The following is a 24,905-nucleotide window of genomic DNA, read 5'->3' as shown; positions in this document are numbered from 1 at the left end:
CTTCAATAACAACCTTATTGAAGAAAATAACAAGATTTGTTTTCCTGCATTCATCATATCCTCCATGTTCTATGCTCAACATTTATTTGTCTTTAAAATCAGGCCCCTTAGATATTTTTGGGTTAATAAATGAACCTATAGAAAATAGTTTCCAGTTAGGGTGTTCATCATATTCTGCCACATTAATAAGTAAATTGTGGCTGATTTCATGCCCTACTGCTTGCATTGCGCTGCCCGGTGGGTTCCCAATAAGGAATACCTGAATTGCAAAATTATCAGCCATAATATTCATGCTTGAATCAATACTGCCTAAAAGCTTAACAACAGACTTTGTTTTTACAGGCTTTAAAGAAGGTTCAGGTAATTGGCTAAAGGAAAGGAATGCCCGACTTATTAGAAGCAAGCAAATGATTATGGATTTCATCAGAGATAGATTTATACATCAAGGTACAAAACTTTGAATTGCCTGGTTTAAGCCAAAGCTAAGCCCACATTCATAAAAAAACCCATCCGGTTTTGGATGGGTTTCATGAATCGAAATTAGATTTTTTATTCGAAATACTCCTTCATTTTATCGAAAAAGCTCTTTTCATTTTTCCCTGGCTGAGGTTTAAAATTCGGAGACTCTCTTAGTCGGTCAAGTATTTCGTGCTCATCTTTTGACAATGCTTTTGGAGTCCAGATATTAACGTAAATGAGTTGATCTCCTTTATGATAAGAATTTACTTCCGGAACACCCTTGCCTTTCAGGCGTAAAATTTTTCCACCCTGGGTACCTGATTCAATCTTGATTTTTGCTTTTCCATCAATAGTTGGTACTTCAACGCTGGCGCCAATGGCAGCATCTATGAAACTGATATGGAGGTCGTAAATAACATTATTTCCTTCACGTTTCAATGATTCATGAGGGATTTCTTCAATTAGAATGATCAGATCGCCAGGAATACCACCTCTTGGAGCTGCGTTTCCTTTGCCACTCATTGAAAGCTGCATGCCTTCACTAACCCCTGCAGGGATATTGATGCTGATTGTTTCTTCGCCTCTTGTTAATCCATCACCATGGCAAACAGTACATTTTGAAGTAATCTGTGTTCCTTCACCATTACAGGTAGGACAGGTGCTGGTAGTTTGCATCTGACCTAAAATGGTATTGGTTACCCTTCTTACTGCTCCGCTTCCGTTACAGGTACTGCAAGTATTAAATGAAGATTTATCTTTAGCACCGCTTCCGTCGCAGGTATCACAAACAACCTGTTTGTTCACTTTTACTTTTTTCTCAACTCCTTTGGCTATCTCTTCAAGACTTAATTTAACCTTGATGCGAAGATTACTTCCTCTGGAAGCACGGCGTCCGCCTCTGCTTTGCTGCTGGCCACCGAAAAAACTATCGAAGGGACTCCCGCCACCACCGCCACCGCCAAAGATGTCTCCAAACTGACTGAAGATATCCTCCATATTCATGTGGCCACCGCCATAAGAACCACCATTCGGACTAGATGCGCCTCCGGCATGACCAAACTGATCGTATCTTTTTTTCTTATCAGGATTGCTTAAAACCTCGTAAGCCTCGGCAGCTTCTTTAAAATTCTCCTCAGAAGCTTTATCCCCGGGATTTTTATCCGGATGATATTTGATCGCCATTTTCCGATAAGCTTTTTTTATCTCATCGGCATTTGAACTGCGTGTGACACCAAGTATGTCGTAGTAATCTCTTTTAGCCATTTTTATAAATCAACAATATGCACGTTGTTTAATTGAGCAATTAATTCTGATTTGAATATAATTGCCAGCATATTATTTTATGCACCAATAATAACTTTTGCAAAGCGTATAACCTTATCATTCAGTAAATACCCCTTTTCTAATTCATCTATAACCTTGCCCTTCAAATCAGCTGAAGGCGCAGGAATACTGGTTATTCCCTCATGCAAATCGGCGTCAAATTCTTTGCCTATTGATTCCATCTCCTTCAAACCTTTTTGGTTAAGGATACTTTTTAATTTATGTTGAACAAGTGTTACCCCTTCTTTCACTGCTACCACATCTGTAGCAGTTTCTATCGATTTTTGCGCTCTTTCAAAATCATCGAGTACGGTTAAGAGATCAGATATGACATCTTTTCCTGCTATTTGCAGTAATTCCAGTCGCTCTTTACTAGTGCGGCGTTTAAAATTGTCAAATTCTGCATATAAACGCAGGTATTTATTCTGCCATTCAGTAGATTCTGCCTTTAATTTATCTTCGTCTGAAACCTGGGACTCTTTATTTTCAGGAGACGATTCTTCTGATCCCTCTTCTAAACCATCTGAAACTTCATTTTTATCGGTCTCATTTTCATGCAATGTTTCATTTTGCTCTGTATTTTCAGGATTTTGATTCACTTCCATTTTGTTCTTCTTCTTTTTATTCAATATTTCTGAAAAGTTCATATAAACTCATGACAATTTTTTTGCCAAAGATAAAATCAGTCAAGCTGTCAGTGTTTTTGCAGGATAGAGGATTAAAGAGCAGGGAACAAAGACAGGTTAGCCGTCAATAAAATTTTTGATTTAATTGAGCTTGAAATCAAATTAGAGATTAGTCTGTTTTAATCTCCGCTCTATATTTTGACATCTTCATGAACCATTCCAGCTTCACATTTGATAATTCTGGATGGAAAGGTCCTTATGATATGATAATCATGTGAGGCCATCAAAACCGCAGTACCCGACTGACTAATCTGCTTCAAAAGTGTAACAATCTCTTCTGATGTTTCAGGGTCAAGATTTCCTGTTGGCTCATCCGCAAGTATTAATTCAGGATCATTCAATAATGCTCTTGCAATTACAACGCGCTGCTGCTCCCCACCGGATAATTCATGAGGCATTTTTTTGATCTTTGAACGTAATCCTACCTTTTCCAGAACATCAAGTATGCGTTCTGAAATTAGTTTTTGATCCTTCCAGCCGGTGGCTTTCATTACAAATTCAAGATTTTGTTCAATTGTACGATCGGTCAGTAACTGAAAATCCTGGAAAACAATTCCCAGTTTACGACGAAGAAAAGGGATGTCTTTTTCTGTTAGTTTCTTAAGATCAAAACCAGCAACAAGCCCGTTTCCATTTGAAATATGCAGATCTCCATAGATAATCTTCAATAAACTGCTTTTTCCTGAACCGGTTTGTCCGATCAAAAACACAAATTCACCCGGATTGATATGCAGATTTACATTGCTCAGCACCAGATGCTTTTGCTGATATACATCTACAGCTTCTAATTTTATAACGGAGTTCCCGATCATAATTCTAGTTTTAAAATTTGCCCGAAAGGCAGTTCTTTAATTTTATTCATGATGTAATCTGCCTGCTCTGCAAGTCCCGCTTTCTCCAGTGCTTTTTCAGGCCTGTCAACACGAAAATACGCCAGAAGTGTGAATTTCTCATCACGCAATTGAACATAATCCGGGATTTTTGCCCCCCCCTTTACTTTAATCACATACATTATGGTCAAAGTTAATTATTTAGTTCAAGTATCAAGTATCAAGAGCCAGGAATCAAGACTGGATTCAGCTTCATTTGATATTTAGAACATAGAGATAAAGTACTAACTTATTTCAGACCTCAGATAACAGACAACTCCTATCTCAGTTCTCTCAAAAACTTCATCGTATCCACCCCATCGGCATAATCGAAAAGACCGGGGCACTGGCTTTGACCAAATGTTACTGTACTGAGTGGCAATTTAGAATTTGAAACGATGCACTGGATCAGATCTTCATTTTTCAGTAATTCGGATCCCACTTTTTCCAGGCTCTGATATTCTTCGTAATATAATACTGCCAGAGGTGAAACAAAACGTGAATCTTCTTTTAATAGCAGAAATCCATTGTCGAGGTGTTTGTCGAGATTGACTAAAAAGATCGACTTGTTATAGTCGTAGTTATTATTGTACTTATGATGATCAGCTACCGGTTTAAATTCTTCAATCGACTCAAAAAATGTTCTGAAATCATAGCCTTGAGGTACATAGAGTTTTGAGACGTTCCTGCAGCCGAGTCCGAAATAATCAAAAATATCATGGCCAAGAGCTTTGAGCTCATCCCTGTTTTCCTGACCGTTTAATACAGCCACACTGTTTCGGTTTTTGCGGATGATATGCGGGACCTTGCTGAAATAATAGTCAAAATATCTTGAAGTATTGTTGCTGCCGGTCGCGATTACTGCATCAAAATCTTTCAATCTATCAATATAACTGATCTGCTGCTCAAAACCGGGCTCAATTTCAATTAGTTTATCTAGTATGTAGGGTATAAATTTCTGATCCTGGGAAGATAGTTTGATCAGCGCCTTGTGTCCGGATGCCAGTACGCAAAGAATATCATGGAATCCAACTATCGGAATATTGCCTGCCAGAATTAAACCTATGGAGAGCATGTTAGTTTTGGTGCCTTCCGGTTCATTTTCCAGCCATTTTTCCAGATCATTTTTATTCAGCATTCCTGCAATTGCACTCACCGCCATTGCAGCACTTTGAGGAGTGAACCAGGCATTGTATTGGTGTGCAGAGTTAATCAATGTACTTAATTGCTCATCTGGTTTTGCGATGATACGCCCTAAAGCCTCAAAAGCCGCGATTCGTTGATTGCTTGTCAAAATCTTACTCATTCAAATATTTACTTCAAATAATGTTATATTTGTCCAACATTAAAAAATGAGTTTCTGCTCAATTTTAGTGCAAAAATAACTTAAAAATAGACTTTTAGATAAGATGGCAATTAAAATCACCGATGAGTGTATTAACTGCGGGGCGTGTGAGCCCGAATGCCCAAATAACGCAATTTATGATGCCGGTGCAGCATGGAGATTTTCAGATGGCACAGGATTAAAAGGGCTTATTGATTTTGGAGATGGTTCGACATTGAATGCAGAAGAAGCACAAGCTGCTATTTCTGATGAGGTATATTACATTGTTTCCGATAAGTGTACCGAGTGTGTTGGTTTTCATGATGAACCACAATGTGCTGCAGTTTGTCCGGTTGACTGCTGTGTTGATGACGAAGATGTTCGCGAAAGCCGTGAAGAATTGCTTGCTAAGAAGGCATGGCTTCACGTTGAATAGGATTAATAGATTATAATAGCGGTCTGATAATTCAGGCCGCTTTTTTTATGTCTTTTTATTTCTTTTCGGGATTGGGAATGATCAAAACAGGGCATTTTGATTTTCTGGCAACACTCTCAGAAACACTCCCTGAAATGAAATGATCAAATCCTGTTCTTCCGTGTGTTCCCAAAATAATGAGATCTGCTTTGCATTCCTCTGCTACTGAAAGTATTTCATCCTGTGGCCTTCCAATCCGGGTATAGGTTGAAATTTCTACGGTCTCACCATGCTTCTTGATCAACCTTTTAAATAGATTTTTGCTTGCTTCTTCCTGTATGTTCATTAACTCAGGAATCATTGCCGGTGACTCATTAAGTAATGGATCAGCTGTATATGATGAGGCAATAGGAATTTCATCAGCATGAACCAGGATGATATTAGAACCAAGATTTTTGGCCAGTAATACACCATAATTTACCGCCAATTCCGAATAAGGGCTGTCTTCAACCGCTATAAGTATTCTGTTAATGTTTTCAGGACTTATCATAATTCATTTTTGGTTAAATTTCAGTCATTTTGGTAATTAGGATTCAATTATCGCTCAATTTAATGTAAAATTGGTTTATTTGCAATATGAATCAACAGTTTGGTGTCTGTAATCTTGCACTTGTCCCGCTCCGGACTGATCCTTCTGATAAGAGCGAGATGTGTTCCCAACTATTATTTGGCGAAGTTTTTAGCATTCTTGAAGTTGGAGAAAAATGGACAAGGGTTCTGACAAGCTACGATGATTATGAAGGCTGGATCGATAATAAGCAATACATTGGGATCAGTGATACCGCACATGCGGGTCTATCAAACCTGAATACAATACTTGGTTTATCTGCAATTCATGCAGTATTGAAAACCGATACTTCAGAAGTGCTGAATCTGCTGGCGGGCACAATTATTCCGCATACTGTTGATAATTATTTCTATCTGGGAGAAACCCGATATAAACTTGAGGGGCAAGTCCACCATCCGAATATTAACGAGTTCAGATCTTCAGTTGCTGATGCAGCCATGTTTTATATTAATGCACCTTATCTATGGGGAGGACGTTCAGTTTTTGGGATTGATTGTTCAGGGTTTACACAAATGGTGTTCCGGCAGTTCGGTATCCGCATAAAACGGGATGCATGGCAGCAGGCCGAACAAGGACAATTACTAGGATTTATTCAGGAAGCCAGAGCCGGTGATCTTGCTTTTTTTGATAATGATGAAGGCCGCATTACCCATGTAGGAATCATGCTTGATAATGGCCGTATCATTCATGCTTCAGGAAGGGTTAGAGTCGATCCGATCGATACTCAGGGTATATTTAATCAAGGGCTGAATAAGTATACGCATAAGTTGAGGATAGTTAAGAGATTTAATTAGTTTTTAATTGATAATTGACAGTTGATAATTGACAACGAAGAGAATCCTCTAATTAGTAAAATCCAATTATTCATAATCAACCATTAACATATTTCTGCTTTCCAATTATCCGTCATGCCGACGAGCGAAACATATTTTGAATTTATCGGGATTTTTGCGCGAGGAGAGATCTGTTGCAAGTGCAGTAGAGACCTTATAACAATCGGGTTGAGAAAGCATTTTAAAATTAAGATATTTTGAAAGCAAATGCCTGAACTTAGGACAATTTCACTGAAAACTGACAACTGATAACAGGCAACTTATTCCTCAAATTCCACTTTCCAAATCTTCAGTAATTTATCGTCACTAACTGAAATGAGCTGATTATCTACTGGTTCCCAGATAATTTTATTAATTGACAGGCGGTGTGCATTATAACCTTTTTCAAGGCTGATGGTTTTCTTTAAGCTATAAGTTTCTGTATCCCAAATCTTAATACTTTTATCTCTGCTTGCAGTGGCCATAAAAGGCAGGTCGGGGTGAAAGGCGATACTGTAAATCGAAAATAAATGTGCCGGAATACTTTGAACCAATGAATAATCGGAACTACTCCAGATCTTCAACTGAGCATCCCTGCTTCCTGATAAAAGGTGCTTCCCATCAGGAGAAAACTGGATTGAACTGATTGGCATAGTATGCTCATCAATAATATGAATCAGGTTATAATCTTCAAGATTGTATATCCTGATCGTATTATCCTTACAACCAAAAGCAACTGTTTTTTCATCGGGGCTGATACTGATCACCCTGACCGTATCTGTAGAGACCTTAAATGAAAATAAAAGCTTCAGACTTTTAATATCCCAGATGCTTATGGTACCATCCTCAGATGAAATAATCAGTTCATTTTTGGAAAATACAGATTTGATATCAAAAACCGGAAGTTTATGATGATCCAATACAGCTACAATCTTTTGTTCCTCAAAATTGAAAACATCCACAACACCGCTACGCTCAGCAGCAAGAAGGAGTGGCGCGGAAACAGGGCAATGCAGACTGTATACAGATGATCTTACGGGGAAAAGCACCTTAATAAAGCCCGGATTTTTTACATTCCATTCAACAACTCCTTTATCATTTCCTCCTGTAAAGATTATCCCTGCTTTCTGAGAGTTCTCGACGGTAAAAATAGGGTTCTGATGCCCAGATAAAGTGGCTGTATTTTGAATCTCAATCATATTTGGCGGGTGCTCAAAAAACTATTTTCCCGAATGTCTGCCTTCCAGGTTCCGGGCAATTTTTTCGAGACTGACATTCTTTTCTTTTAATAATACCAGAAGGTGAAACACCAGATCAGAGGCCTCGTTGATTAAGTCATGTTCTGTTTCATTCAGAGCAGCGATCACAGTTTCAACCCCCTCTTCACCAACCTTTTGCGCAATCTTATTCAATCCTTTGTTACGAAGCTTGTTTACATAAGATCCTTCCACGGGATTTGCGTAACGGTCCTCAATGATTTTCTCCAGTTCAAAGATGAAATTCTGGTTATAAGCCGTATCAAAACAGCTTCTGTTACCTTTGTGACAGGTTGGCCCAACCGGATTTACCTTAATCAGCAGGGTATCATTATCACAGTCTTCACTTATGGATACCACATTGAGAAAGTTTCCACTCTCTTCACCTTTTGTCCACAAACGGTTTTTCGTCCTTGAAAAGAAAGTAACCTTATTTTCAGACACCGTTTTCTGATATGCTTCTGCATTCATATAGCCAAGCATAAGCACTTCCAGCGTTTGCTCATCCTGAATAATTGCAGGTACCAGACCTTCTCCTTTATTGAAATCAATCGTCATTTTCTCCGGACTTATATTCTAACCTCGATATTGTTTTGCTGCAGCACTTTTTTAAGATCAGGGATCAGAATTTCACCATAATGAAAAACCGAAGCTGCAAGTGCTGCATCAGCATTACTTATTTTAAACACATCCACAAAGTCCTGAATATTGCCGGCACCGCCGGAGGCAATCAAAGGAATGCTCAGTGTATCATTTATTTTCTTTAACAGGCCATTGTCAAAACCCGCTTTTGTGCCATCATGGTCCATAGAAGTCAGAAGGATTTCTCCTGCGCCTCTGCTTTCGGCTTCTCTTATCCAGTCTTCGGTTTCAATTTCAGTAGCTATACGCCCGCCATTTAAATGAACATAGTTTTTGCCATTGATGTGTTTAGTGTCAATGGCCACAACAACAAATTGCTTTCCAAATGCCAAAGCAAGTTCATCAATGAAAGCCGGGTTTCTTACAACTGCAGAATTTACGGATATTTTATCCGCTCCTGAGTTAAGAAGTATGTCGGCATCAGAAATCTCATTTATTCCTCCCCCAATGGTAAATGGAATATTTACCTGCCGGGCAACAGCTTTTACGAGTTCAACTATAGTTTTTCGTCTCTCATGAGTAGCGGTAATATCCAGAAAAACAAGCTCATCGGCACCCTGTCGTGAATACTGATAGGCAAGTTCAACAGGGTCCCCGGCATCGCGTAATGCAACAAAATTGACGCCCTTAACTGTGCGGCCATCTTTTACATCCAGACAAGGAATGATTCGCTTTGCCAGATCATTGCCGGCTTTAATAACTTCAGTTTGTAGGCTTGAGGATTCCAAAACTTAGATAAATATATTACCCATATACATACGGGAATTGATCGTAAAAACGATTTAATTAATTGCTTGCCTATGGACAGGCCAAATTTTCCGGTTCTCAGAAAAATACTGAATCTTAGAAACTAATCAGCGCTTTCAGATTCCAGTCTTTGATTTCTTCTATCGAAATTCTTCCTTCATAAATTGCTTTTCCAACAACACAGGATTCAACTTTTATCTTCTGCAGCTCTTCAATATCCTTCATTGAACTTATTCCTCCTGAAGCAATCAGTTTTATAAAAGGGGAGTGTTCAAGCAGTTTTTTGTAAAGACTTACCCCTGCACCACCCAGTTTTCCATCTTTGTCGATATCGGTACAGAGAAATCTGAAAAAACCAAGATTCAGGCACTTATCAACATAATCCATCAGTTTAATCGGAGAACTCTCCATCCATCCCGAATATTTGATCACTTCATCAAGTACATCAATAGCCACCACAACCTGATCCTGACATTTCTCTTTACCGCAAACTTCCTGACTTAATTCCTGAAGGAAATTTACATTTGTGATTGCCTGAGTTCCAACGATAACCCGGTGAACTCCGGCATCGATCAGTTCTTTCACTTTATCGATGCTCCTGATACCGCCACCGTACTGGATCTTGATACTGGTCTTGTTGATAATGTCAAACAGGTATTTCTGATTGCTAAAATCACCTTTGGCGCCGTTAAGATCAATGATATGAATGAACTCGGTACCATTAGATTTGTATTTTTCAATCATCTCCTCGAGGGTAACATCATAAAATGTTGCCTGCTCGTAATCACCTTCGCGTAAACGGACAACTTTTCCGTTTAAAATATCAATTGCTGGAATTATATACATGAGTTTATGCTAAGTGTGCAAAATTTTTCAATAATTGTTCTCCGGCAATACCGGATTTTTCAGGATGAAACTGAACGCCATAAAAGTTATCTTTCTGTATTACAGCAGAGAATTTTATTCCGTATTCTGCTAAAGCAATCGTAAAAATAGGATTAAATTCTATAAAATAGGAATGAACAAAATAAAAATGAGTTCCCGGTCTTATATCACTGAATAAAGGATTTTCAGATGATTGAAAGACTTTATTCCAACCTGTATGCGGCACCTTAACGTTAAGTTTGTCACTAAAAAGCCTTGTTTGCAATGGTATAATACCTGTAAGTTCAGAATCACCTTCTTCTGAATGAGTGGTTAGCAATTGCATCCCTACGCATATTCCAAGCACTGGTTTCCTGAGAGCAATAATGGATGGTACCAGACCTGTATCCTCAAGCTTTTGCATAGCAGAACCTGCATGGCCTACACCAGGAATAATATAGCGGTCATATTTTTCAAAGTCTTCAGCTGTTTTAATCATGCCATAACTTAAGCCCAGGCGATCAAGTGCAGCTGTTAATGAAAAAATATTTCCGGCACCATAATATACTATACCGATCATAATACTCCTTTAGTACTTGGTAATTCTGTTCCAGTAATTTGAATAGCCTGTTTAATGCTTTTAGCCAGGGCTTTAAAGCTGGCTTCTATCATATGGTGGGTATTGCTCCCGTCAATAATTTTTAAGTTTAAATTCATTCCGGCATGTTCAGAGAATGATTTCATCCAATGTTCAAACATTTCTGTCGGGAAATCACCTACATACTCCCGATCGAACTTACCTTCATAAATAAAATATGCACGGTCAGAAAAATCAATGGCGCATTGAACCAGGGCCTCATCCATAGGCAATAGGAATCCATAACGCTCTATTCCGCGCTTATCACCCAGTGCTTGTTTAAAGGCTTTACCCAACGCAATCGCACTGTCTTCTATCGTATGGTGTTCATCAATTTCAAGATCACCTTCTACAGTCAAACTGAGGTCAACACCAGAGTGTTTTGCGAGCTGATCGAGCATATGATCATAGAATTTCAATCCGGTATCAATTTTATGTTCACCGTTTCCATCCAGATTCAGACTAAGCCTGATCTTTGTTTCCTTTGTATTGCGTTCAAGCTCTACCAGCCTGTCTTTTTTAGCTGTAAGAAACTTGCAGATCTCCGGCCAGCTATTGCTGTTCAGGGCTGTATTTTCCAAACTTCTGTCTGAAAAAAAGATAGCCTTACATCCCAAATTTACCGCAAGCTGAACATCCGTTTCCCTGTCGCCAATGGTATAAGAATTATGAAGGTCAATGAGGTTGGATATGAGGTAATTGGTTAATAATCCGGTATTCGGCTTGCGATTCGGACTTTTGTCTTCAGGAAAAGAATCATCAATAAATATTTCTGCAAACTTGATGCCTTCAGCGGCAAGTGTATTCAGCATTTTCTGATGTGGTTTCTGAAAATCCTCCTCAGGGAAACTGCTCGTTCCTCTTCCATCCTGATTGGTAACCATCACAAGCTCGTAGCCATAATCCTGAAGCTTTTTCAGAGATGAGATCGCATAGGGCAGAAACTCCAGTTTTTCCAGGCTGTCAACCTGTAAATCGACAGGAGGTTCAACGATCATGGTTCCATCTCGGTCTATAAACAATACCTTTTTCATATTTTATCAGATTCCTGAAAGGATTTTAACGCATTTAATAATTCTATATTTTCTTGCGGCGTGCCTATGGTGATCCTTAGACAGCCTTCACAAAGTTCGACTTTTGAGCGGTCGCGAACAATGATCCCCAAATTGACTAGGTGATTGTAAATACCTTTTGGATTACTTGTTTTCACAAGAATGAAATTCGCATCTGAGGGGTATATTTTCAGGACAGAAGAGATTTGGGCAAGTTCAGCTATTAATTTCTCACGTTCTGCAACCGTTTCTTTTATCCAGTTGTTTATCTGATCCACATTTTGCAATGCTTCAAGAGCCAGTTCCTGCGATGCTTCATTGATGTTATAAGGTGGTTTCACCTTATTGAAAATTTCTATGATCTCTTCACTCGCAAATGCCATTCCGACTCTCAATCCTGCAAGTCCCCAGGCTTTTGAAAGGGTCTGAAGTATAACCAGATTCGAATATTCAGTCAGTTCCTGAATAAAAGTTTTTTGCCTGCTGTAATTAATATAGGCTTCATCAATCACCACCAGACCATTAAAGTTGGCAAGAATGGTTTCAATATCCTGTCTGTCAATGGAGTTTCCGGTGGGGTTATTGGGAGAGCAGATAAAAATGATTCTGGTATGCTCATCTATTGCTTCTGCAATAGCTTCCATATTCAGCTGGTAATCAGGTCTGAGTGGTACTTTTCGTACTTCGATATCGTTGATATTTGCAGAAACCTCATACATTCCATAAGTAGGAGGAAGGGTTATTACATTATCCACACCGGGATTGCAAAATGCTCTGAAAAGAATGTCAATGGCTTCATCACTGCCGTTCCCTAAGAAAATATTCTTACCAGGCACTCCTTTTATTTCAGCAAGGCGATTTTTGACCTTCCATTGCAGCGGGTCAGGATAACGATTGTAATTATGGTTTAATGGTGAGCCATAACTGTTCTCATTGGCATCCAGAAAAACCGATGCTTCACCCTTAAATTCATTCCTTGCAGAGGAATAAGGCACCAGCTCCTTTATATTTTTACGAAGTATATTATCTATGTTGAACATCGTATTTCTTTCTTTTATGCCGGGATATTTTATTCCCGGCTGTCTTTCAAACGTACAGTCACAGCATTCTTATGCGCCTGTAATCCCTCCAGCGATGCCAGTATCTCTACGGCAGGCCCAAGGTTTCTTATGCCTTCTTTATTGATGTGCTGGAAAGTGATTTTTTTCACAAATGAATCTACTGAAACTCCTGAATATGCCTTCGCATATGAGCTTGTAGGAAGGGTATGGTTCGTCCCTGATGCATAATCTCCTGCACTTTCAGGAGTAAGATGCCCGAGGAATACCGAACCTGCATTAACTATATCATCACAGATACTTTCCCACTGATCTGTTGCCAGAATCAAATGTTCTGGCGCATAGGAATTACTGAATTGCATTGCTTCCTTCAGATCTGAACAAAGAACGGCATAAGAGTTGGCAATAGCTTTTGCAGCAATCTCAGCTCTTGGGAGTAATGCAAGCTGTTTTTTAAGTTCAAGTATAGTTTCTTCAATGATCTTTGCAGAATTTGAAATAAGTACTGCCTGACTGTCGATTCCGTGTTCTGCCTGAGCCAATAGATCAGCGGCAACATATTCTGCATTTGCCGTATCATCAGCTATGACCAAAACTTCAGAAGGACCTGCAGGCATATCTATGGCAGTCTGACTTTCAGATTGTATGATCGTTTTTGCCTTGGTTACATACTGATTCCCCGGACCAAAAATCTTATCAACTTTTAGAATACTCTCTGTGCCATAAGCCATTGCAGCTACTGCCTGTGCACCCCCGGCAAGATAGATCCGGTCTATTTCAAGCAGTTCGGCACAATAAGCCAGATATGCATTTACCTTTCCGTCTTTCTGCGGCGGAGAACAAACAATAATTTCTTTACATCCGGCAATTCTTGCAGGTATGCCAAGCATCAGAAAGGTACTGGGCAGAACCGCGGTTCCTCCTGGTATATAGAGCCCAACTTTCTCAATTGCCCTTAATTCCCGCCAGCAGACCACACCTTTTGATGTTTCAGTCTTTTCTTCTGTGCGGAGCTGGCTTGCATGAAACCTCCAGATATTATCATATGCGAGTTTTAGTGCCTGTTTTGTCTCTTCAGAAGCACCTGAAGCAATAGTTCTGATCTCCTCTTTCTCTAAAAAGAGCTTATTGAGAGATATACCATCAAACTTTTCGGCAAAGGCTTTCAGGGCATTGTCGCCATTAAGCTTTACCTCATCAATGATTTCTGTTACTGCCGCCCGGATGTGATTATTGGAATCTATATTGCGTTTGCAAAGATCTTCAACAGCTTTAGCGTTCAGATCCTTTAAATTATAGACTTTCAACATGGTTGTCCTGTTATAAGATGATCTTTTCGATAGGCATCACGACAATACCCTGGGCACCTGCACTTTTCAGCAGACTAATCTTCTCCCAGAAATCACGCTCAGGAATTACCGTATGAACAGCTACCCATCCGCTTTCTGCCAGAGGTACTACCGTCGGACTTTTAACACCCGGAAGGAGCTCAAGTATGCGATCAAGGTTTTTAGACTCTGCATTCAGAACCACATACTTGGTTTCTTTCGCCCTCAGTACGGATTGGATTCTTTGAATCAGTTCAACAACAAGAGGCTCCGCTTCAATTCCATTTCTTCCGATCAATACCGCTTCAGACTTCATCACTTCAGCGAATGGCTTCAGTCCGTTGCTTTTAAGTGTACCACCTGTTGATACAATATCAAATATCGCATCACTCAAGCCAAGACCCGGAGCAATTTCAACCGAACCGGATATCGTGCGGATATCCGCGCTGATATTATTCTTGTCAAGGAAGTTCTTCAGTATTACAGGATAAGAAGTAGCAATGGATTTTCCATTCAGATCAGCAATGTTTTGAATGCTGCTATGAGTTTGCACCGCCAGTTTCAGGGTGCACTTGCCAAATCCCAGCATTTGCAGGAAGCTGACATCAACACCTGTTTCACTAATCACGTTTTCTCCTACTATTCCGAGGTCGGCAATGCCATCCTGAACATATTCAGGAATATCATCATCCCGAAGGAACAATATTTCAAGCGGGAAATTCGATACAGTGGATATCAGTGAACTTTTATAATTTTCGAAGCTTAATCCGCAATTTTTGAGCAGTTCGACCGATTTTTCGTTTAATCTACCAGATTTCTGGATAGCTATTTTAAGAGTTTTCAAATTGTAAGTTTTAATCAGACCAAAAAATTATTAAGAAACAGTTTCACGTAGAAACGTATATTATATCACATCGCCGCAAAGCGATGATGGAAATGTACGTGATGTGTGAAAACTATATTCATAATTTTTGGCCCAAATAGCTTGGGAGGCGAGCAAATATAAGGATTGCTTATTGGAATTAAAAATTTATGTTAGTTGAGACCCGATAGCTATCGGGTTGACAATTGATAATTGACAGTTGACAGAGTACTAAATTGTGATATTTCCATTCCCCATTCCCTATTTCCCATTTCCTATTCCCAATTCTCAACTAATTTCCCAATTCCTTTCACAGCAGATTAATTATAGTTAATTTTGGTTCTTAATGAGATTCCTGTCGCCCGGATTTTTATTTGCCCTACTGACAATCGCCATACCTGTCATTATCCATCTTTTTAATTTCAGGAAGTTTAAAAAAGTTTATTTCAGCAATGTTCGTTTTTTAAAGAACGCTCAGATCCAGACCTCTTCGCATCAGCATCTTAAAGACAGATTGATTCTGGCCACAAGAATTCTTGGTATAAGTTTTCTGGTTTTCGCATTTGCACGCCCATATATTCCGGTGGCAGATCAGCAAAATGCTTTTAAGCAACAGGTTTTGAGCATTTATATTGACAATTCATACAGTATGGAGGCTGTGAATAAGGAAGGAACCCTCCTGGATGAAGCAAAAAGGAGAGCCAGGGAGATCGCATCAGCTTATAGTTTAAACGATAAATTCCAACTCCTCACTAATGATTTTGGAGGTAAATACCAGAGGCTGCTGAGTTTGGAGGAATTTCAGACTGCGGTCGATGAAGTGAGTATCAGTTCGGCTAACCGGAAACTGGATCAGATAATCATCAGGCAAAAGGAAGTATTTCTTAAAGAGCCAAACTCCCAAAAAACGATTTATCTCATTTCTGACTTTCAGAAAAACATGCTTTCGGCAGCCACTATTCCTGCAGATAGTACCGTAAAAACACGTCTTATCAGGTTAAATTCAAATTCTCAGCCAAATATTTCTGTAGATTCAGTATGGTTCAGCACTGCTATTCACAAACCGGGTGATTCTGAGAAATTGATAGTGCGTCTCCAAAATAATTCAGATGAAGAGGCCATAAATATTCCGGTAAAATTGCAGGTCAACAAGGTTCAAAAATCCATTGCCAGCATGACTATTAAGCCCCGCAGCACTGTGACAGATACCATGACATTCAGTGGATTGCAATCGGGCTGGCAGGAAGCTGAATTAGAAATTACTGATTTTCCTGTAGTCTTTGATGACAAGTTCTTTTTCAGCTTTAATGTTCAGACCTCTCTTTCTTTACTCATTATCAACGGAAATAAAGAAAATGAGTATCTGAACTCGGTATATCGCTCTGATCCATTTTTTAAAGCTCGGAATGTTGCTGCAGGTAATATTAATTATTCAGGATTGGCAGAATATCCATTGATTATACTGAACGAAGTGGCCGAAATAAGTGATGGATTAGGCCAGCAATTGATTAACTATATCCGAAATGGCGGAAACCTGATAGTATTTCCTGATCTGAATAACGATCAGTCCGCTTTGAAGAAATTTCTCAGTACAGCAGGTACTGATGTACCTGTTCAGGTGTTGAATGCTGAAAATAAGGTTTCATTAATCAATCTGGAGCATCCCGTATTTCAGGGTGTTTTCGATAATGTTCCTAAGCAAATTGATCTGCCGGTTGCGAAGAAATTCCTTCGCTACAGCTCACAGACTAATACAAACCGGCAAATTTTACTGGAAATGCCGGGTAAAGTTTCATTTTTCAGCGAATACAGGCTGGGTTCAGGAAAAATATATCTATCGGCAGTACCTTTGAGCTCTGAAACAAGTAATTTTGCCAGACATTCTGTATTTGTACCTATCATGTACCAGACGGCTCTTTTATCTCTACGGAACCAGAACTTGTTTTATAAACTGAACAGGGAGCAGCAAATTGAATTACCAAAAATATCCTTAAACTCAAATCAAACTCTTAAATTGAAGAATGAGAAGTTTGAGGCAATACCTGATCTGAGGCAGAATGAGAATTTTTCACAACTATATATTGCCGATCAGATCAAACAGGCCGGAAACTATCAGTTATTGAAAAATGATAGTCTGATAGCAGTGTTTTCTTTTAATGAAGCCGGTTCTGAATCAGATATGAGCTATGCAAGTGATGAAGAGATAAAAAAATTGTTCCCTGAACAAAGAATTGAAATTTTGAATACAGATCCGGGTTCTTTGACGAATGCTGTAAAATCTATTAATCAGGGAACTTCTTTATGGAAAGTTTGTCTGATATTGGCCTTAGTTTTTTTTGCTGCTGAGATTTTGCTCATCCGCTTTTACAAAAGGACTCAAATTAAACCGTTAAACAATTGAAGAATTTATTAATTCAGTCTGCAAAAATTTTAGATCATCAAAGTCCTTTTAATGGAAAGATTGCTGATGTTTTGATCCGTGATGGAAAGATTTCTGAAATAGGGAAGAACATCAGTGTTTCGGACAAAAACACCATTATTATCTCTGCAAAAGGGCAGGTACTGTCACCTGGCTTTTTTGATCTCAATGCGAATTTTGGAGAGCCCGGCCTCGAAACCAAGGAAGATATGGGCACGGGTTGTATGACAGCCGCAGCAGGAGGCTTTACAGGTCTTGCTCTGATGCCAAACACTCAGCCCCCGATTCATTCAAAGGCAGAGGTCTCTTACCTGATCAGTAAATCAAGAAATAATCTGGTGGATATTTATCCTCTTGGATGTATAAGTCATAACAGGGAGGGTAAGGAACTTGCCGAAATGTATGATATGCAACAATCCGGTGCTATAGCTTTTACAGATGGTAACAGGCCTGTATCAAATGCAGGCTTGATGAGCAGGGCTTTATTGTATACCAAATCATTTAACGGACTTGTTCTATCATACGCAGAGGATCAGGATATTGCAGGTAAGGCGAAAATGAACGAAGGGCTGATGAGCACTTATCTGGGTATGAAAGGAAATCCATCCCTTGCTGAAGAATTGATGATCTCCCGTGACCTTTATCTTGCGGAATACAATGATTCCCGGATACATTTTAGTACGATCAGTTCTGCCGGGAGTGTGGACCTGATTAGAAAAGCTAAAAAAGCAGGAATTAAAGTAAGCTGCGATGTTGCAGTCCATCATTTGATATTTACCGAGGATGATCTGGAAGGATTTGACAGTAACTTTAAGGTTAAACCGCCTCTCCGCACCAAGAAAGATCAGAAAGCTCTGATTGCTGGTCTAAAGGATGGAACCATTGATGCAATAGTTTCTCAGCACAGTCCCCATGAAATAGAATTTAAAAATGTGGAATTTGAAATTGCATCTTATGGAATCACCGGGTTACAAACCGCATTGCCAGTTGCACTAAAAGCCGGTTTAAGTTTGGAGACAATTATCGAAAAAATGGCACTTGCTCCAAGAAATATTCTCGGAATTTCAATTCCTGAATTGAAAACCGGAAATTCTGCTAACTTTATTCTGTTTAATCCGGAAGAAGAGTGGGAGTTGAATGAAGAGAGTAACAGATCCAAATCATCCAATTCGCCTTTCTTCGGACAAATACTGAAGGGGAAAGTGAAGCTTGTATACAATAATGGTCAGTACATTATATTTTAATCAAAAATTATGAATACAAGTATAGATCGGGCAATGAATGCGGCTTTGGCGCAGTTTGCTTCAGTAAATAAGCAGGATTTTAAGCCATTTTCAAAGGCTTTGACAGGTGTTTTTAATCTGGATAAGCCTTACCTCGAAAAAGTTGATGCACTGGATAGTGTTTTTGATGATCAACCCGATTTTGAACCACTACGTGAATTATTCTTTGATTTGTTACTGATCAACTTTCTAAACGAAGATGTTCGTAAACTGGAAGAAGACTATCTCGATTCACCTGAGTGGGAGAAAATTGAAGAGAGTACGATTGACCGTGGGACTGAGCTTCTGAACCTCCTGCTTTATTTACAGGAATGTAAGGATGAAGCGATTGAGCCTGAACTGAGTGATTTTCTTCGTGAGTTTTTGCTTGTAGACGAAGATGAGTTTCAGGATGAACACCGTATTTATGAAGAGGTTATCGCAAACCAGATTCTGGTAGAAAGTGATCTGAAGGAACTGGCCCGTGTAACGGCCGAAATACCTGATGATTCGGAGCTAAAAGAATTGTTTTATCCGATGATTGGCTTTTTCAGGGATACAGATCCTTCAGAAAAGGATTTCAATGATTTTGTAAGCCATAGTGCAAATCCTGATTTTGATTCAGCAATATATTCTCTTTTAATTTCATACAACTCTTAAAACTAAACCAAACTAAAAAAATGGAATTGTCATTAGAAAACTTAAACAAAGCCGCAAGCACTAATGGGGTGATTATCGGCATTTTATCTACTGTGATCGGGGTTGTTACTTATTATGTATTTCCCTCGCTGCTTGGCTCAATGTCATTTGGAATCGGAACTTTGGTTGTCTCCCTGCTGATTTATATCTTTTTTACTCTTGATCTGAAAAAGAAGATCGGCGGATTCTGGACTTTTAAAGAAGCTTTAAAGGGAATTTTTCTGATGTCCTTTATTGCAGGATTGGTCTATTCATTAGCCAATGTCGTTTTTTATAAATTCATAGAGCCGGGTGCTTTTGAAAAAATTGCCGGATTTATGGAATCAGGAATGTCTCAGACCTTCGAAAATATGGGTATGGAGCAGGAGAAGATTGATGAGGCAGTGGCTAAGCAGATCGAAGGAATTAAGGCACAGTATGATCCAACATTTGCGCAGTTTTTCAAGAATCTGGGTATTGCGGTGATCATCCAGTTCGTAATGTCACTTATTTTTGCTGCGATATTCAAGAAAGAGGCTCCGGTATTCGCTTCAGCCGGAGAAGATGAAGAGGAATAGTCTTTTAAAATAATCTGACGTGCAGGTTTTATCAATATTATTGATGAAATTTGCACGTTTTTAATTGTTAAACAAGCGGGATTCTATTATCTCATATCTCAAATCTCATATCTCACATCTAAAGAATGGATATATCCGTAGTTGTTCCTTTATTCAATGAGGCAGAATCTCTGCCAGAACTCCTCAGCTGGATCAACAGGGTGATGACTAAGCATGGATTTAGTCATGAAGTGATATTGGTTGATGACGGAAGTAACGACGGATCATGGGAGGTCATTGAGGGATTGAAACAGGAATTTCCGGCCATAGTAGGGATCAAGTTTCGCCGTAATTATGGCAAATCAGCAGCCCTGAATGTAGGTTTTGAAGCATGCCAGGGTAATGTGGTTATTACAATGGATGCTGATCTTCAGGATAGTCCGGATGAAATTCCCGAACTTTACAGAAGTATCGTTGAGGAGAAATTTGACCTTGTTTCTGGATGGAAACAAAAGCGTCACGACCCGCTTTCAAAAACTATTCCCACAAAATTGTTTAATCTGGTTACCCGCCGAATGTCGGGCATACATAATCTCCACGACTTTAATTGCGGTTTGAAAGCCTATCGTAAAGAGGTTGTCAAAAGTATTGAAGTTTACGGTGAAATGCACCGCTATATTCCGGTGATTGCCAAATGGGCCGGTTTTAAGAAGATAGGCGAACAGATAGTAGAGCACCGGGCACGCAAATACGGCCATACCAAATTTGGTTTCAGTCGCTTCATTAATGGGTTTCTGGATCTCTTGTCCATATTTTTTGTCGGTAAGTTTGCCAAAAGGCCTATGCACTTCTTTGGTACGATGGGAGCCCTGAGTTTTCTGGCAGGAACTATCATTGCCCTATGGATCATTATTGAGAAGCTGTATCACATCAGCATGCATATCAAATACTCACGTGAAATTGTTGACCAGCCACTTTTTTATATCGCCCTTGTAGCTATAGTTGTTGGTTTTCAGCTCTTTCTTACCGGTTTTATAGCAGAACTTGTTTCCAGGAATTCGCCTGAGCGCAACAGTTATCAGATTGAGAAGACTGTTTGATTTTTTATTCCCTAGATTCTGATCAAGATGTTTTTTTCAATCATCATTCCACTTTATAACCGGCCTCAGGAAATTGATGAATTGCTGCATACTTTGACCAAGCAAAGCTACCTTCAATTTGAGGTTCTGATCATTGAAGACGGATCGAAAATTGATGCAAAGTCAATCGTTGATTCGTACAGCGACCGGCTGGACATCAGCTATTATTATAAAGAAAATGCCGGACAGGGTTTTGCCCGTAATTATGGCTTTGAACGTGCAAAGGGAGATTATTTTATCGTTTTCGACTCAGATTGTCTCATACCTTCAAATTACCTTGAAACGGTTAAAAATTACCTGCTTGAGCATCAGCTGGATGCTTATGGCGGTCCGGATGGTGCACACCCCTCATTTACCCCTGTTCAAAAGGCCATCAGTTATTCTATGACTTCACCTTTCACTACAGGTGGTATCAGAGGTAATAAAAAGCATATCGGGACTTTTCATCCGAGAAGTTTCAATATGGGGATCTCACGTGAAGTATGGGAAAAGACAGGAGGCTTTATTCTGACCCGTTTGGGTGAGGATATTGAGTTCAGTATTCGGATTCACTCTTTAGGCTTTAAGATCGGACTGATTCCCGATGCGGTGGTTTATCATAAACGGCGTACGGATCTTTTTCAATTTTATAAACAATTGCATTTCTTTGGCAGGGCCAGGATTAACATTTATAAACACTTTCCTTCAGAATTGAAGCTGGTCCATTTTTTTCCGGCTTTTTTTACTATATTTTTGTTGCTGAGTTTATTTTTTAATCTGTTTGGCAGCACATTAGCTGAATTATGTAATACCTTGCTGGCTGTTTACATTTTGTTGATATTTTTCCATTCCTGGAAAGTAAACAAATCATCAAAAGTTGCATTTTTGAGTATTGCTGCTGCATTTGTACAGTTAATAGCCTATGGACTCGGGTTTATGCAGGATTTTTGGAAGAGAATTATTTTAAGAAAACAATAATATATGGACAAATCATTGTCAGTGAATGAGATATTGGCAGATGCCTGGCAACTGGCCAAAACGAATATCTGGGTTTTGCTGGGCTTTACTGCCGTTCAGTTTGCTTTTATTCTGATCATTACTACTATACTTACAGGTGTGTTTGGAGGGGCCAGCGGGGCGGGCGTATTGATTCAGAATATTATTCTAAGCCTTTTTGATGCTTTTTTTACTGTCGCTTTTTATCAGGTATTCTTTAAACTGATTGATGAGGATACTGACCCGGAATTTCCTGATTTTATTCCCAATCTGGTAAAAGCTGTAAATTTTCTAATTGTCAAGCTCATAATCGGTTTGGTTCTGGTATTTATCATCGCCATAATCAGTTCAGTTTACTTCTATAATAAGCAGGATATTGATACCAGTAACCCATTTAGCTGGGATCTTCTGCCTGTTTTTGCACTCATTGCTATTCCGCTTGTTTTTTTAACAATCAGACTATGTTTCGTAGTATGCTTTATCGTTGACCAGGAATCGGGTGCTTCAGAGTCAATCAGTCAGAGCTGGGCAATTACCAAAGGACATTTTTGGTTTATAGCACTTCTTTTCCTGGTGATGCTTGGTTTAAACGTCCTTGGAGCCATGGCATTGTTTGTAGGATTGTTATTTACAGTTCCTTTTTCCAGCTTAATCCTGATCATTGCCTATCGTCATTTGGTAAATATGTATACCGAGGAAGAAGAGATTCTGCTGGATGATGCGGAGGATAAGCATGGGAATTAAATCCTGGTTGGCTAAGCCTCTGGCGGCATTTGCCGTAAGGCAAATCAATAAATGGAAGAATAATCCCATTGCAGCACAGGAGCGTACCTTCGAGCACCTCATCAGAAAAGCCAGTGGCACTGCCTTTGGAAAGGATCATGATTTTGCTTCAATTAAAACATACGTTGATTTTAAGAAGCGTGTTCCCATTGCTGATTACGAAGAACTGAAGCCTTATATAGATAGGGTTGTTGAGGGCGAGCCGGATGTTATGTGGCCGGGAAAACCAATTTATCTTGCTAAAACATCAGGTACTACCTCAGGGGTGAAATACATCCCAATCTCTAAAGAATCTATGCCAGAACATCTGAACGGGGCCCGCAACGCATTATTCTCTTATATCCATGAAACCGGAAAGTCTGAGTTTATCGATGGGAAAATCATTTTTTTGCAGGGGAGTCCGGTTCTTGAGCGTAAAAATGGTATCAATTTCGGACGCTTATCGGGTATTGTAGCCAATCATGTTCCTGCCTACCTTCAAAGGAACCGATTGCCATCATACAAAACCAATTGTATCGAGGATTGGGAAGAAAAGGTTGATGCGATAGTAGATGAAACCCTCTCGGAGGATATGCGATTGATATCCGGGATTCCACCCTGGGTTCAGATGTATTTCGACCGGCTCAGAGCCCGTACAGAGGGAAAGAAAATAGGAGATATTTTTAAGAATTTCTCACTTTTTGTGTACGGAGGAGTGAATTTTGAACCTTACCGTGCCCGCCTGGAAGAAAGTATCGGGCGGAGGGTAGATTCAATCGAGACCTATCCGGCATCAGAAGGCTTCATTGCTTTTCAGGACTCACAACAGGAGAAAGGATTGCTTTTATTAGTGGACTCAGGTATTTTTTATGAATTCATCCCATCTGATGAATACTATAATGAAAACCCTGGCCGGGTATCCCTTGAGGATGTAGAAATTGATAAAAATTACGCGATTATTTTAAATACCAATGCCGGACTCTGGGGATACAGCATTGGAGATACCGTCAAGTTCGTCTCCAAAAATCCATATCGCATTCTGGTCAGTGGTAGAATCAAGCATTTTATTTCAGCTTTTGGCGAGCATGTTATTTGCGAGGAGGTAGAACATGCAATTTTATCGGTAGCAGGCCAGGAGGGGGTTGAAATCACTGAATTTACAGTCGCACCCCAGGTAAGTCCTGAGGATGGTTCTTTACCATATCATGAATGGTATGTTGAGTTTGCAAAAGCTCCTGAAGATATGGATAGTTTTAGTCTCAAAGTAGACCTCGCCTTACAAAAGAAAAATACCTATTATTATGATCTGGTTGAAGGAAAGGTATTGCGCCCCCTGATAATGCATAAGCTTGAAAAGGACGCATTTCGAAACTATATGAAATCGAAGGGAAAGCTTGGCGGTCAGAATAAAGTGCCGCGTTTGTCAAATGACAGGCATATCGCAAATGAATTGAATGAATGGATCAGCAGATAAGTCGGGAATCTCAAAAAAATTAATAAGTTTAGGCAATTTCAGTTTTGAATTAATAAATCGGGTTCGGTTTGATGGGAAAAGATATTAATAAAGGTTTTGCAATAAAGAACATTGCTATTCTGGGTTCAACAGGTAGTATTGGTACTCAGGCGCTTGAAGTTATCCGGCAGAATCCTGATCGTTTCCGTGCCTTTGTGCTAACGGCAAACAGCAATGCCAGTCTTTTAATAAAACAGGCTCTGGAATTTAATCCGGAATATGTTGTTATCGCTGAGCAATCAAAACTTGATGAAGTAAAAAGCGCTTTAAGAAACACCGAAGTTAAGGTTTTATGTGGGCAGGATGAGCTTTGCGCGACTTTGGAACAACCAGAAGTTTCCCTGGTGCTAACTGCCATTGTTGGATTTGCAGGCCTGATCCCAACCCTTGCTGCAATCAGAGCCGGAAAGGACATAGCCCTTGCGAATAAGGAAACGCTGGTTGTTGCAGGAGATCTGGTTACCAGCCTGGCCAAAGAACATGGGATTAAAATATTGCCGGTAGATTCCGAGCATTCGGCTATCTTTCAATGCCTTGCCGGAGAAGAACAAAATCCAATTGAAAAAATTTACCTGACAGCCTCCGGGGGACCCTTCAGGGGGAAGGACAGGGATTTTCTTGCAACTATTACCCGTAAG

General features: G+C 39.5%; 26 protein-coding genes and 1 pseudogene. 11 read left to right on the top strand and 16 right to left on the bottom strand.

Annotation, left to right across the window (positions count from 1 at the left end):
- Nucleotides 1-82: 82 nt before the first annotated feature.
- The 6 genes from VGE44_RS04225 to VGE44_RS04200 all read right to left on the bottom strand — a co-directional run bounded on the left by VGE44_RS04225 (nucleotide 83) and on the right by VGE44_RS04200 (nucleotide 4,643).
- Nucleotides 83-424 (bottom strand): hypothetical protein, encoded by a 342-nt coding sequence (locus VGE44_RS04225; RefSeq protein ID WP_331076504.1) that lies wholly within the window; start codon nucleotides 422-424, stop codon nucleotides 83-85.
- Nucleotides 425-549: 125 nt separating this feature from the next.
- On the bottom strand, nucleotides 550-1,722 hold the full coding sequence (dnaJ, locus tag VGE44_RS04220; RefSeq protein WP_331076503.1) for a molecular chaperone DnaJ: 1,173 nt from the start codon (nucleotides 1,720-1,722) through the stop codon (nucleotides 550-552).
- A gap of 77 nt (nucleotides 1,723-1,799) precedes the next feature.
- The gene (locus VGE44_RS04215) at nucleotides 1,800-2,414 is read right to left on the bottom strand and encodes a nucleotide exchange factor GrpE (RefSeq protein WP_331076553.1); all 615 of its coding nucleotides are present in this window, start codon (nucleotides 2,412-2,414) and stop codon (nucleotides 1,800-1,802) included.
- A gap of 185 nt (nucleotides 2,415-2,599) precedes the next feature.
- Nucleotides 2,600-3,280, bottom strand: coding sequence for a cell division ATP-binding protein FtsE (locus tag VGE44_RS04210; RefSeq protein WP_331076502.1), 681 nt, complete (start codon nucleotides 3,278-3,280; stop codon nucleotides 2,600-2,602).
- Nucleotides 3,277-3,480 carry a fructose-6-phosphate aldolase gene (locus VGE44_RS04205; protein WP_331076501.1) on the bottom strand — a complete coding sequence of 68 codons (204 nt, stop codon included), beginning with the start codon at nucleotides 3,478-3,480 and terminating at the stop codon, nucleotides 3,277-3,279. The genes VGE44_RS04210 and VGE44_RS04205 overlap by 4 nt, the downstream gene beginning before the upstream one ends.
- Nucleotides 3,481-3,617: 137 nt before the next feature.
- Nucleotides 3,618-4,643: an acyl-CoA reductase gene (locus VGE44_RS04200; protein ID WP_331076500.1), complete on the bottom strand. Its 1,026-nt coding sequence runs from the start codon at nucleotides 4,641-4,643 to the stop codon at nucleotides 3,618-3,620.
- 103 nt (nucleotides 4,644-4,746) lie between these two features.
- On the opposite strand from VGE44_RS04200, the gene VGE44_RS04195 reads away from it, so the two are divergent.
- Nucleotides 4,747-5,097 (top strand): 4Fe-4S binding protein, encoded by a 351-nt coding sequence (locus tag VGE44_RS04195; protein ID WP_305366030.1) that lies wholly within the window; start codon nucleotides 4,747-4,749, stop codon nucleotides 5,095-5,097.
- 55 nt (nucleotides 5,098-5,152) lie between these two features.
- Here VGE44_RS04195 and VGE44_RS04190 read toward each other — a convergent pair whose 3' ends face one another.
- Nucleotides 5,153-5,626, bottom strand: coding sequence for a universal stress protein (locus tag VGE44_RS04190; protein WP_331076499.1), 474 nt, complete (start codon nucleotides 5,624-5,626; stop codon nucleotides 5,153-5,155).
- Between the two features lie 86 nt (nucleotides 5,627-5,712).
- Here VGE44_RS04190 and VGE44_RS04185 point away from each other — a divergent pair, with 86 nt between their 5' ends.
- Entirely contained in the window at nucleotides 5,713-6,498 is a 786-nt protein-coding gene (locus VGE44_RS04185) for a C40 family peptidase (RefSeq protein ID WP_331076498.1), read from the top strand.
- A gap of 299 nt (nucleotides 6,499-6,797) precedes the next feature.
- Here VGE44_RS04185 and VGE44_RS04180 read toward each other — a convergent pair whose 3' ends face one another.
- The 9 genes from VGE44_RS04180 to hisG form a co-directional block, all read right to left on the bottom strand.
- Entirely contained in the window at nucleotides 6,798-7,715 is a 918-nt protein-coding gene (locus VGE44_RS04180; RefSeq protein ID WP_331076497.1) for a WD40 repeat domain-containing protein, read from the bottom strand.
- A gap of 21 nt (nucleotides 7,716-7,736) precedes the next feature.
- The gene (gene hisIE / locus VGE44_RS04175) at nucleotides 7,737-8,330 is read right to left on the bottom strand and encodes a bifunctional phosphoribosyl-AMP cyclohydrolase/phosphoribosyl-ATP diphosphatase HisIE (RefSeq protein ID WP_331076496.1); all 594 of its coding nucleotides are present in this window, start codon (nucleotides 8,328-8,330) and stop codon (nucleotides 7,737-7,739) included.
- Between the two features lie 11 nt (nucleotides 8,331-8,341).
- Nucleotides 8,342-9,142, bottom strand: a complete 801-nt coding sequence (hisF, locus tag VGE44_RS04170) for an imidazole glycerol phosphate synthase subunit HisF (protein WP_331076495.1) — start codon at nucleotides 9,140-9,142, stop codon at nucleotides 8,342-8,344.
- A gap of 115 nt (nucleotides 9,143-9,257) precedes the next feature.
- Nucleotides 9,258-10,007, bottom strand: coding sequence for a 1-(5-phosphoribosyl)-5-[(5-phosphoribosylamino)methylideneamino]imidazole-4-carboxamide isomerase (gene hisA / locus VGE44_RS04165; RefSeq protein ID WP_331076494.1), 750 nt, complete (start codon nucleotides 10,005-10,007; stop codon nucleotides 9,258-9,260).
- A 4-nt stretch (nucleotides 10,008-10,011) separates the two neighbouring features.
- Complete coding sequence (gene hisH / locus VGE44_RS04160) at nucleotides 10,012-10,605, bottom strand: imidazole glycerol phosphate synthase subunit HisH (protein WP_331076493.1); 594 nt, start codon at nucleotides 10,603-10,605, stop codon at nucleotides 10,012-10,014.
- Nucleotides 10,602-11,696, bottom strand: a complete 1,095-nt coding sequence (gene hisB, locus VGE44_RS04155) for a bifunctional histidinol-phosphatase/imidazoleglycerol-phosphate dehydratase HisB (RefSeq protein WP_331076492.1) — start codon at nucleotides 11,694-11,696, stop codon at nucleotides 10,602-10,604. The genes hisH and hisB overlap by 4 nt, the downstream gene beginning before the upstream one ends.
- A complete protein-coding gene (gene hisC / locus VGE44_RS04150; protein ID WP_331076491.1) occupies nucleotides 11,693-12,754 on the bottom strand; it encodes a histidinol-phosphate transaminase in 1,062 nt (353 codons plus the stop codon). Before hisC ends, hisB begins: the two co-directional genes overlap by 4 nt.
- A 29-nt stretch (nucleotides 12,755-12,783) precedes the next feature.
- Nucleotides 12,784-14,082, bottom strand: coding sequence for a histidinol dehydrogenase (hisD, locus tag VGE44_RS04145; protein ID WP_331076490.1), 1,299 nt, complete (start codon nucleotides 14,080-14,082; stop codon nucleotides 12,784-12,786).
- Between the two features lie 10 nt (nucleotides 14,083-14,092).
- Nucleotides 14,093-14,944, bottom strand: coding sequence for an ATP phosphoribosyltransferase (hisG, locus tag VGE44_RS04140; RefSeq protein ID WP_331076489.1), 852 nt, complete (start codon nucleotides 14,942-14,944; stop codon nucleotides 14,093-14,095).
- 364 nt (nucleotides 14,945-15,308) lie between these two features.
- Between hisG and VGE44_RS04135 the strand changes: the two genes are divergently transcribed.
- The 9 genes and pseudogenes from VGE44_RS04135 to VGE44_RS04095 all read left to right on the top strand — a co-directional run.
- Nucleotides 15,309-17,363: a BatA domain-containing protein gene (locus VGE44_RS04135; protein WP_331076488.1), complete on the top strand. Its 2,055-nt coding sequence runs from the start codon at nucleotides 15,309-15,311 to the stop codon at nucleotides 17,361-17,363.
- A complete protein-coding gene (locus VGE44_RS04130) occupies nucleotides 17,360-18,625 on the top strand; it encodes a dihydroorotase (RefSeq protein ID WP_331076487.1) in 1,266 nt (421 codons plus the stop codon). The genes VGE44_RS04135 and VGE44_RS04130 overlap by 4 nt, the downstream gene beginning before the upstream one ends.
- A 9-nt stretch (nucleotides 18,626-18,634) precedes the next feature.
- Nucleotides 18,635-19,303 carry a hypothetical protein gene (locus VGE44_RS04125; protein ID WP_331076486.1) on the top strand — a complete coding sequence of 223 codons (669 nt, stop codon included), beginning with the start codon at nucleotides 18,635-18,637 and terminating at the stop codon, nucleotides 19,301-19,303.
- A gap of 20 nt (nucleotides 19,304-19,323) precedes the next feature.
- Nucleotides 19,324-19,899: a DUF4199 domain-containing protein gene (locus tag VGE44_RS04120; RefSeq protein WP_331076485.1), complete on the top strand. Its 576-nt coding sequence runs from the start codon at nucleotides 19,324-19,326 to the stop codon at nucleotides 19,897-19,899.
- 125 nt (nucleotides 19,900-20,024) lie between these two features.
- Nucleotides 20,025-20,978 carry a glycosyltransferase family 2 protein gene (locus tag VGE44_RS04115; RefSeq protein ID WP_331076484.1) on the top strand — a complete coding sequence of 318 codons (954 nt, stop codon included), beginning with the start codon at nucleotides 20,025-20,027 and terminating at the stop codon, nucleotides 20,976-20,978.
- A gap of 27 nt (nucleotides 20,979-21,005) precedes the next feature.
- Nucleotides 21,006-21,974, top strand: a complete 969-nt coding sequence (locus tag VGE44_RS04110) for a glycosyltransferase (protein ID WP_331076483.1) — start codon at nucleotides 21,006-21,008, stop codon at nucleotides 21,972-21,974.
- A gap of 3 nt (nucleotides 21,975-21,977) precedes the next feature.
- Nucleotides 21,978-22,736 (top strand): DUF975 family protein, encoded by a 759-nt coding sequence (locus VGE44_RS04105; RefSeq protein WP_331076482.1) that lies wholly within the window; start codon nucleotides 21,978-21,980, stop codon nucleotides 22,734-22,736.
- Nucleotides 22,726-24,228, top strand: coding sequence for a GH3 auxin-responsive promoter family protein (locus VGE44_RS04100; RefSeq protein ID WP_331076481.1), 1,503 nt, complete (start codon nucleotides 22,726-22,728; stop codon nucleotides 24,226-24,228). Before VGE44_RS04105 ends, VGE44_RS04100 begins: the two co-directional genes overlap by 11 nt.
- Before the next feature lie 71 nt (nucleotides 24,229-24,299).
- Nucleotides 24,300-24,905: pseudogene (locus tag VGE44_RS04095) on the top strand (1-deoxy-D-xylulose-5-phosphate reductoisomerase); the annotation flags it as partial.

It is taken from the genome of Daejeonella sp., from assembly GCF_036405355.1.
GTDB lineage: Bacteria > Bacteroidota > Bacteroidia > Sphingobacteriales > Sphingobacteriaceae > Daejeonella.
Note: the sequence above shows the minus strand (reverse complement) of the source record. Positions and strands in the feature narration are given on the sequence as shown.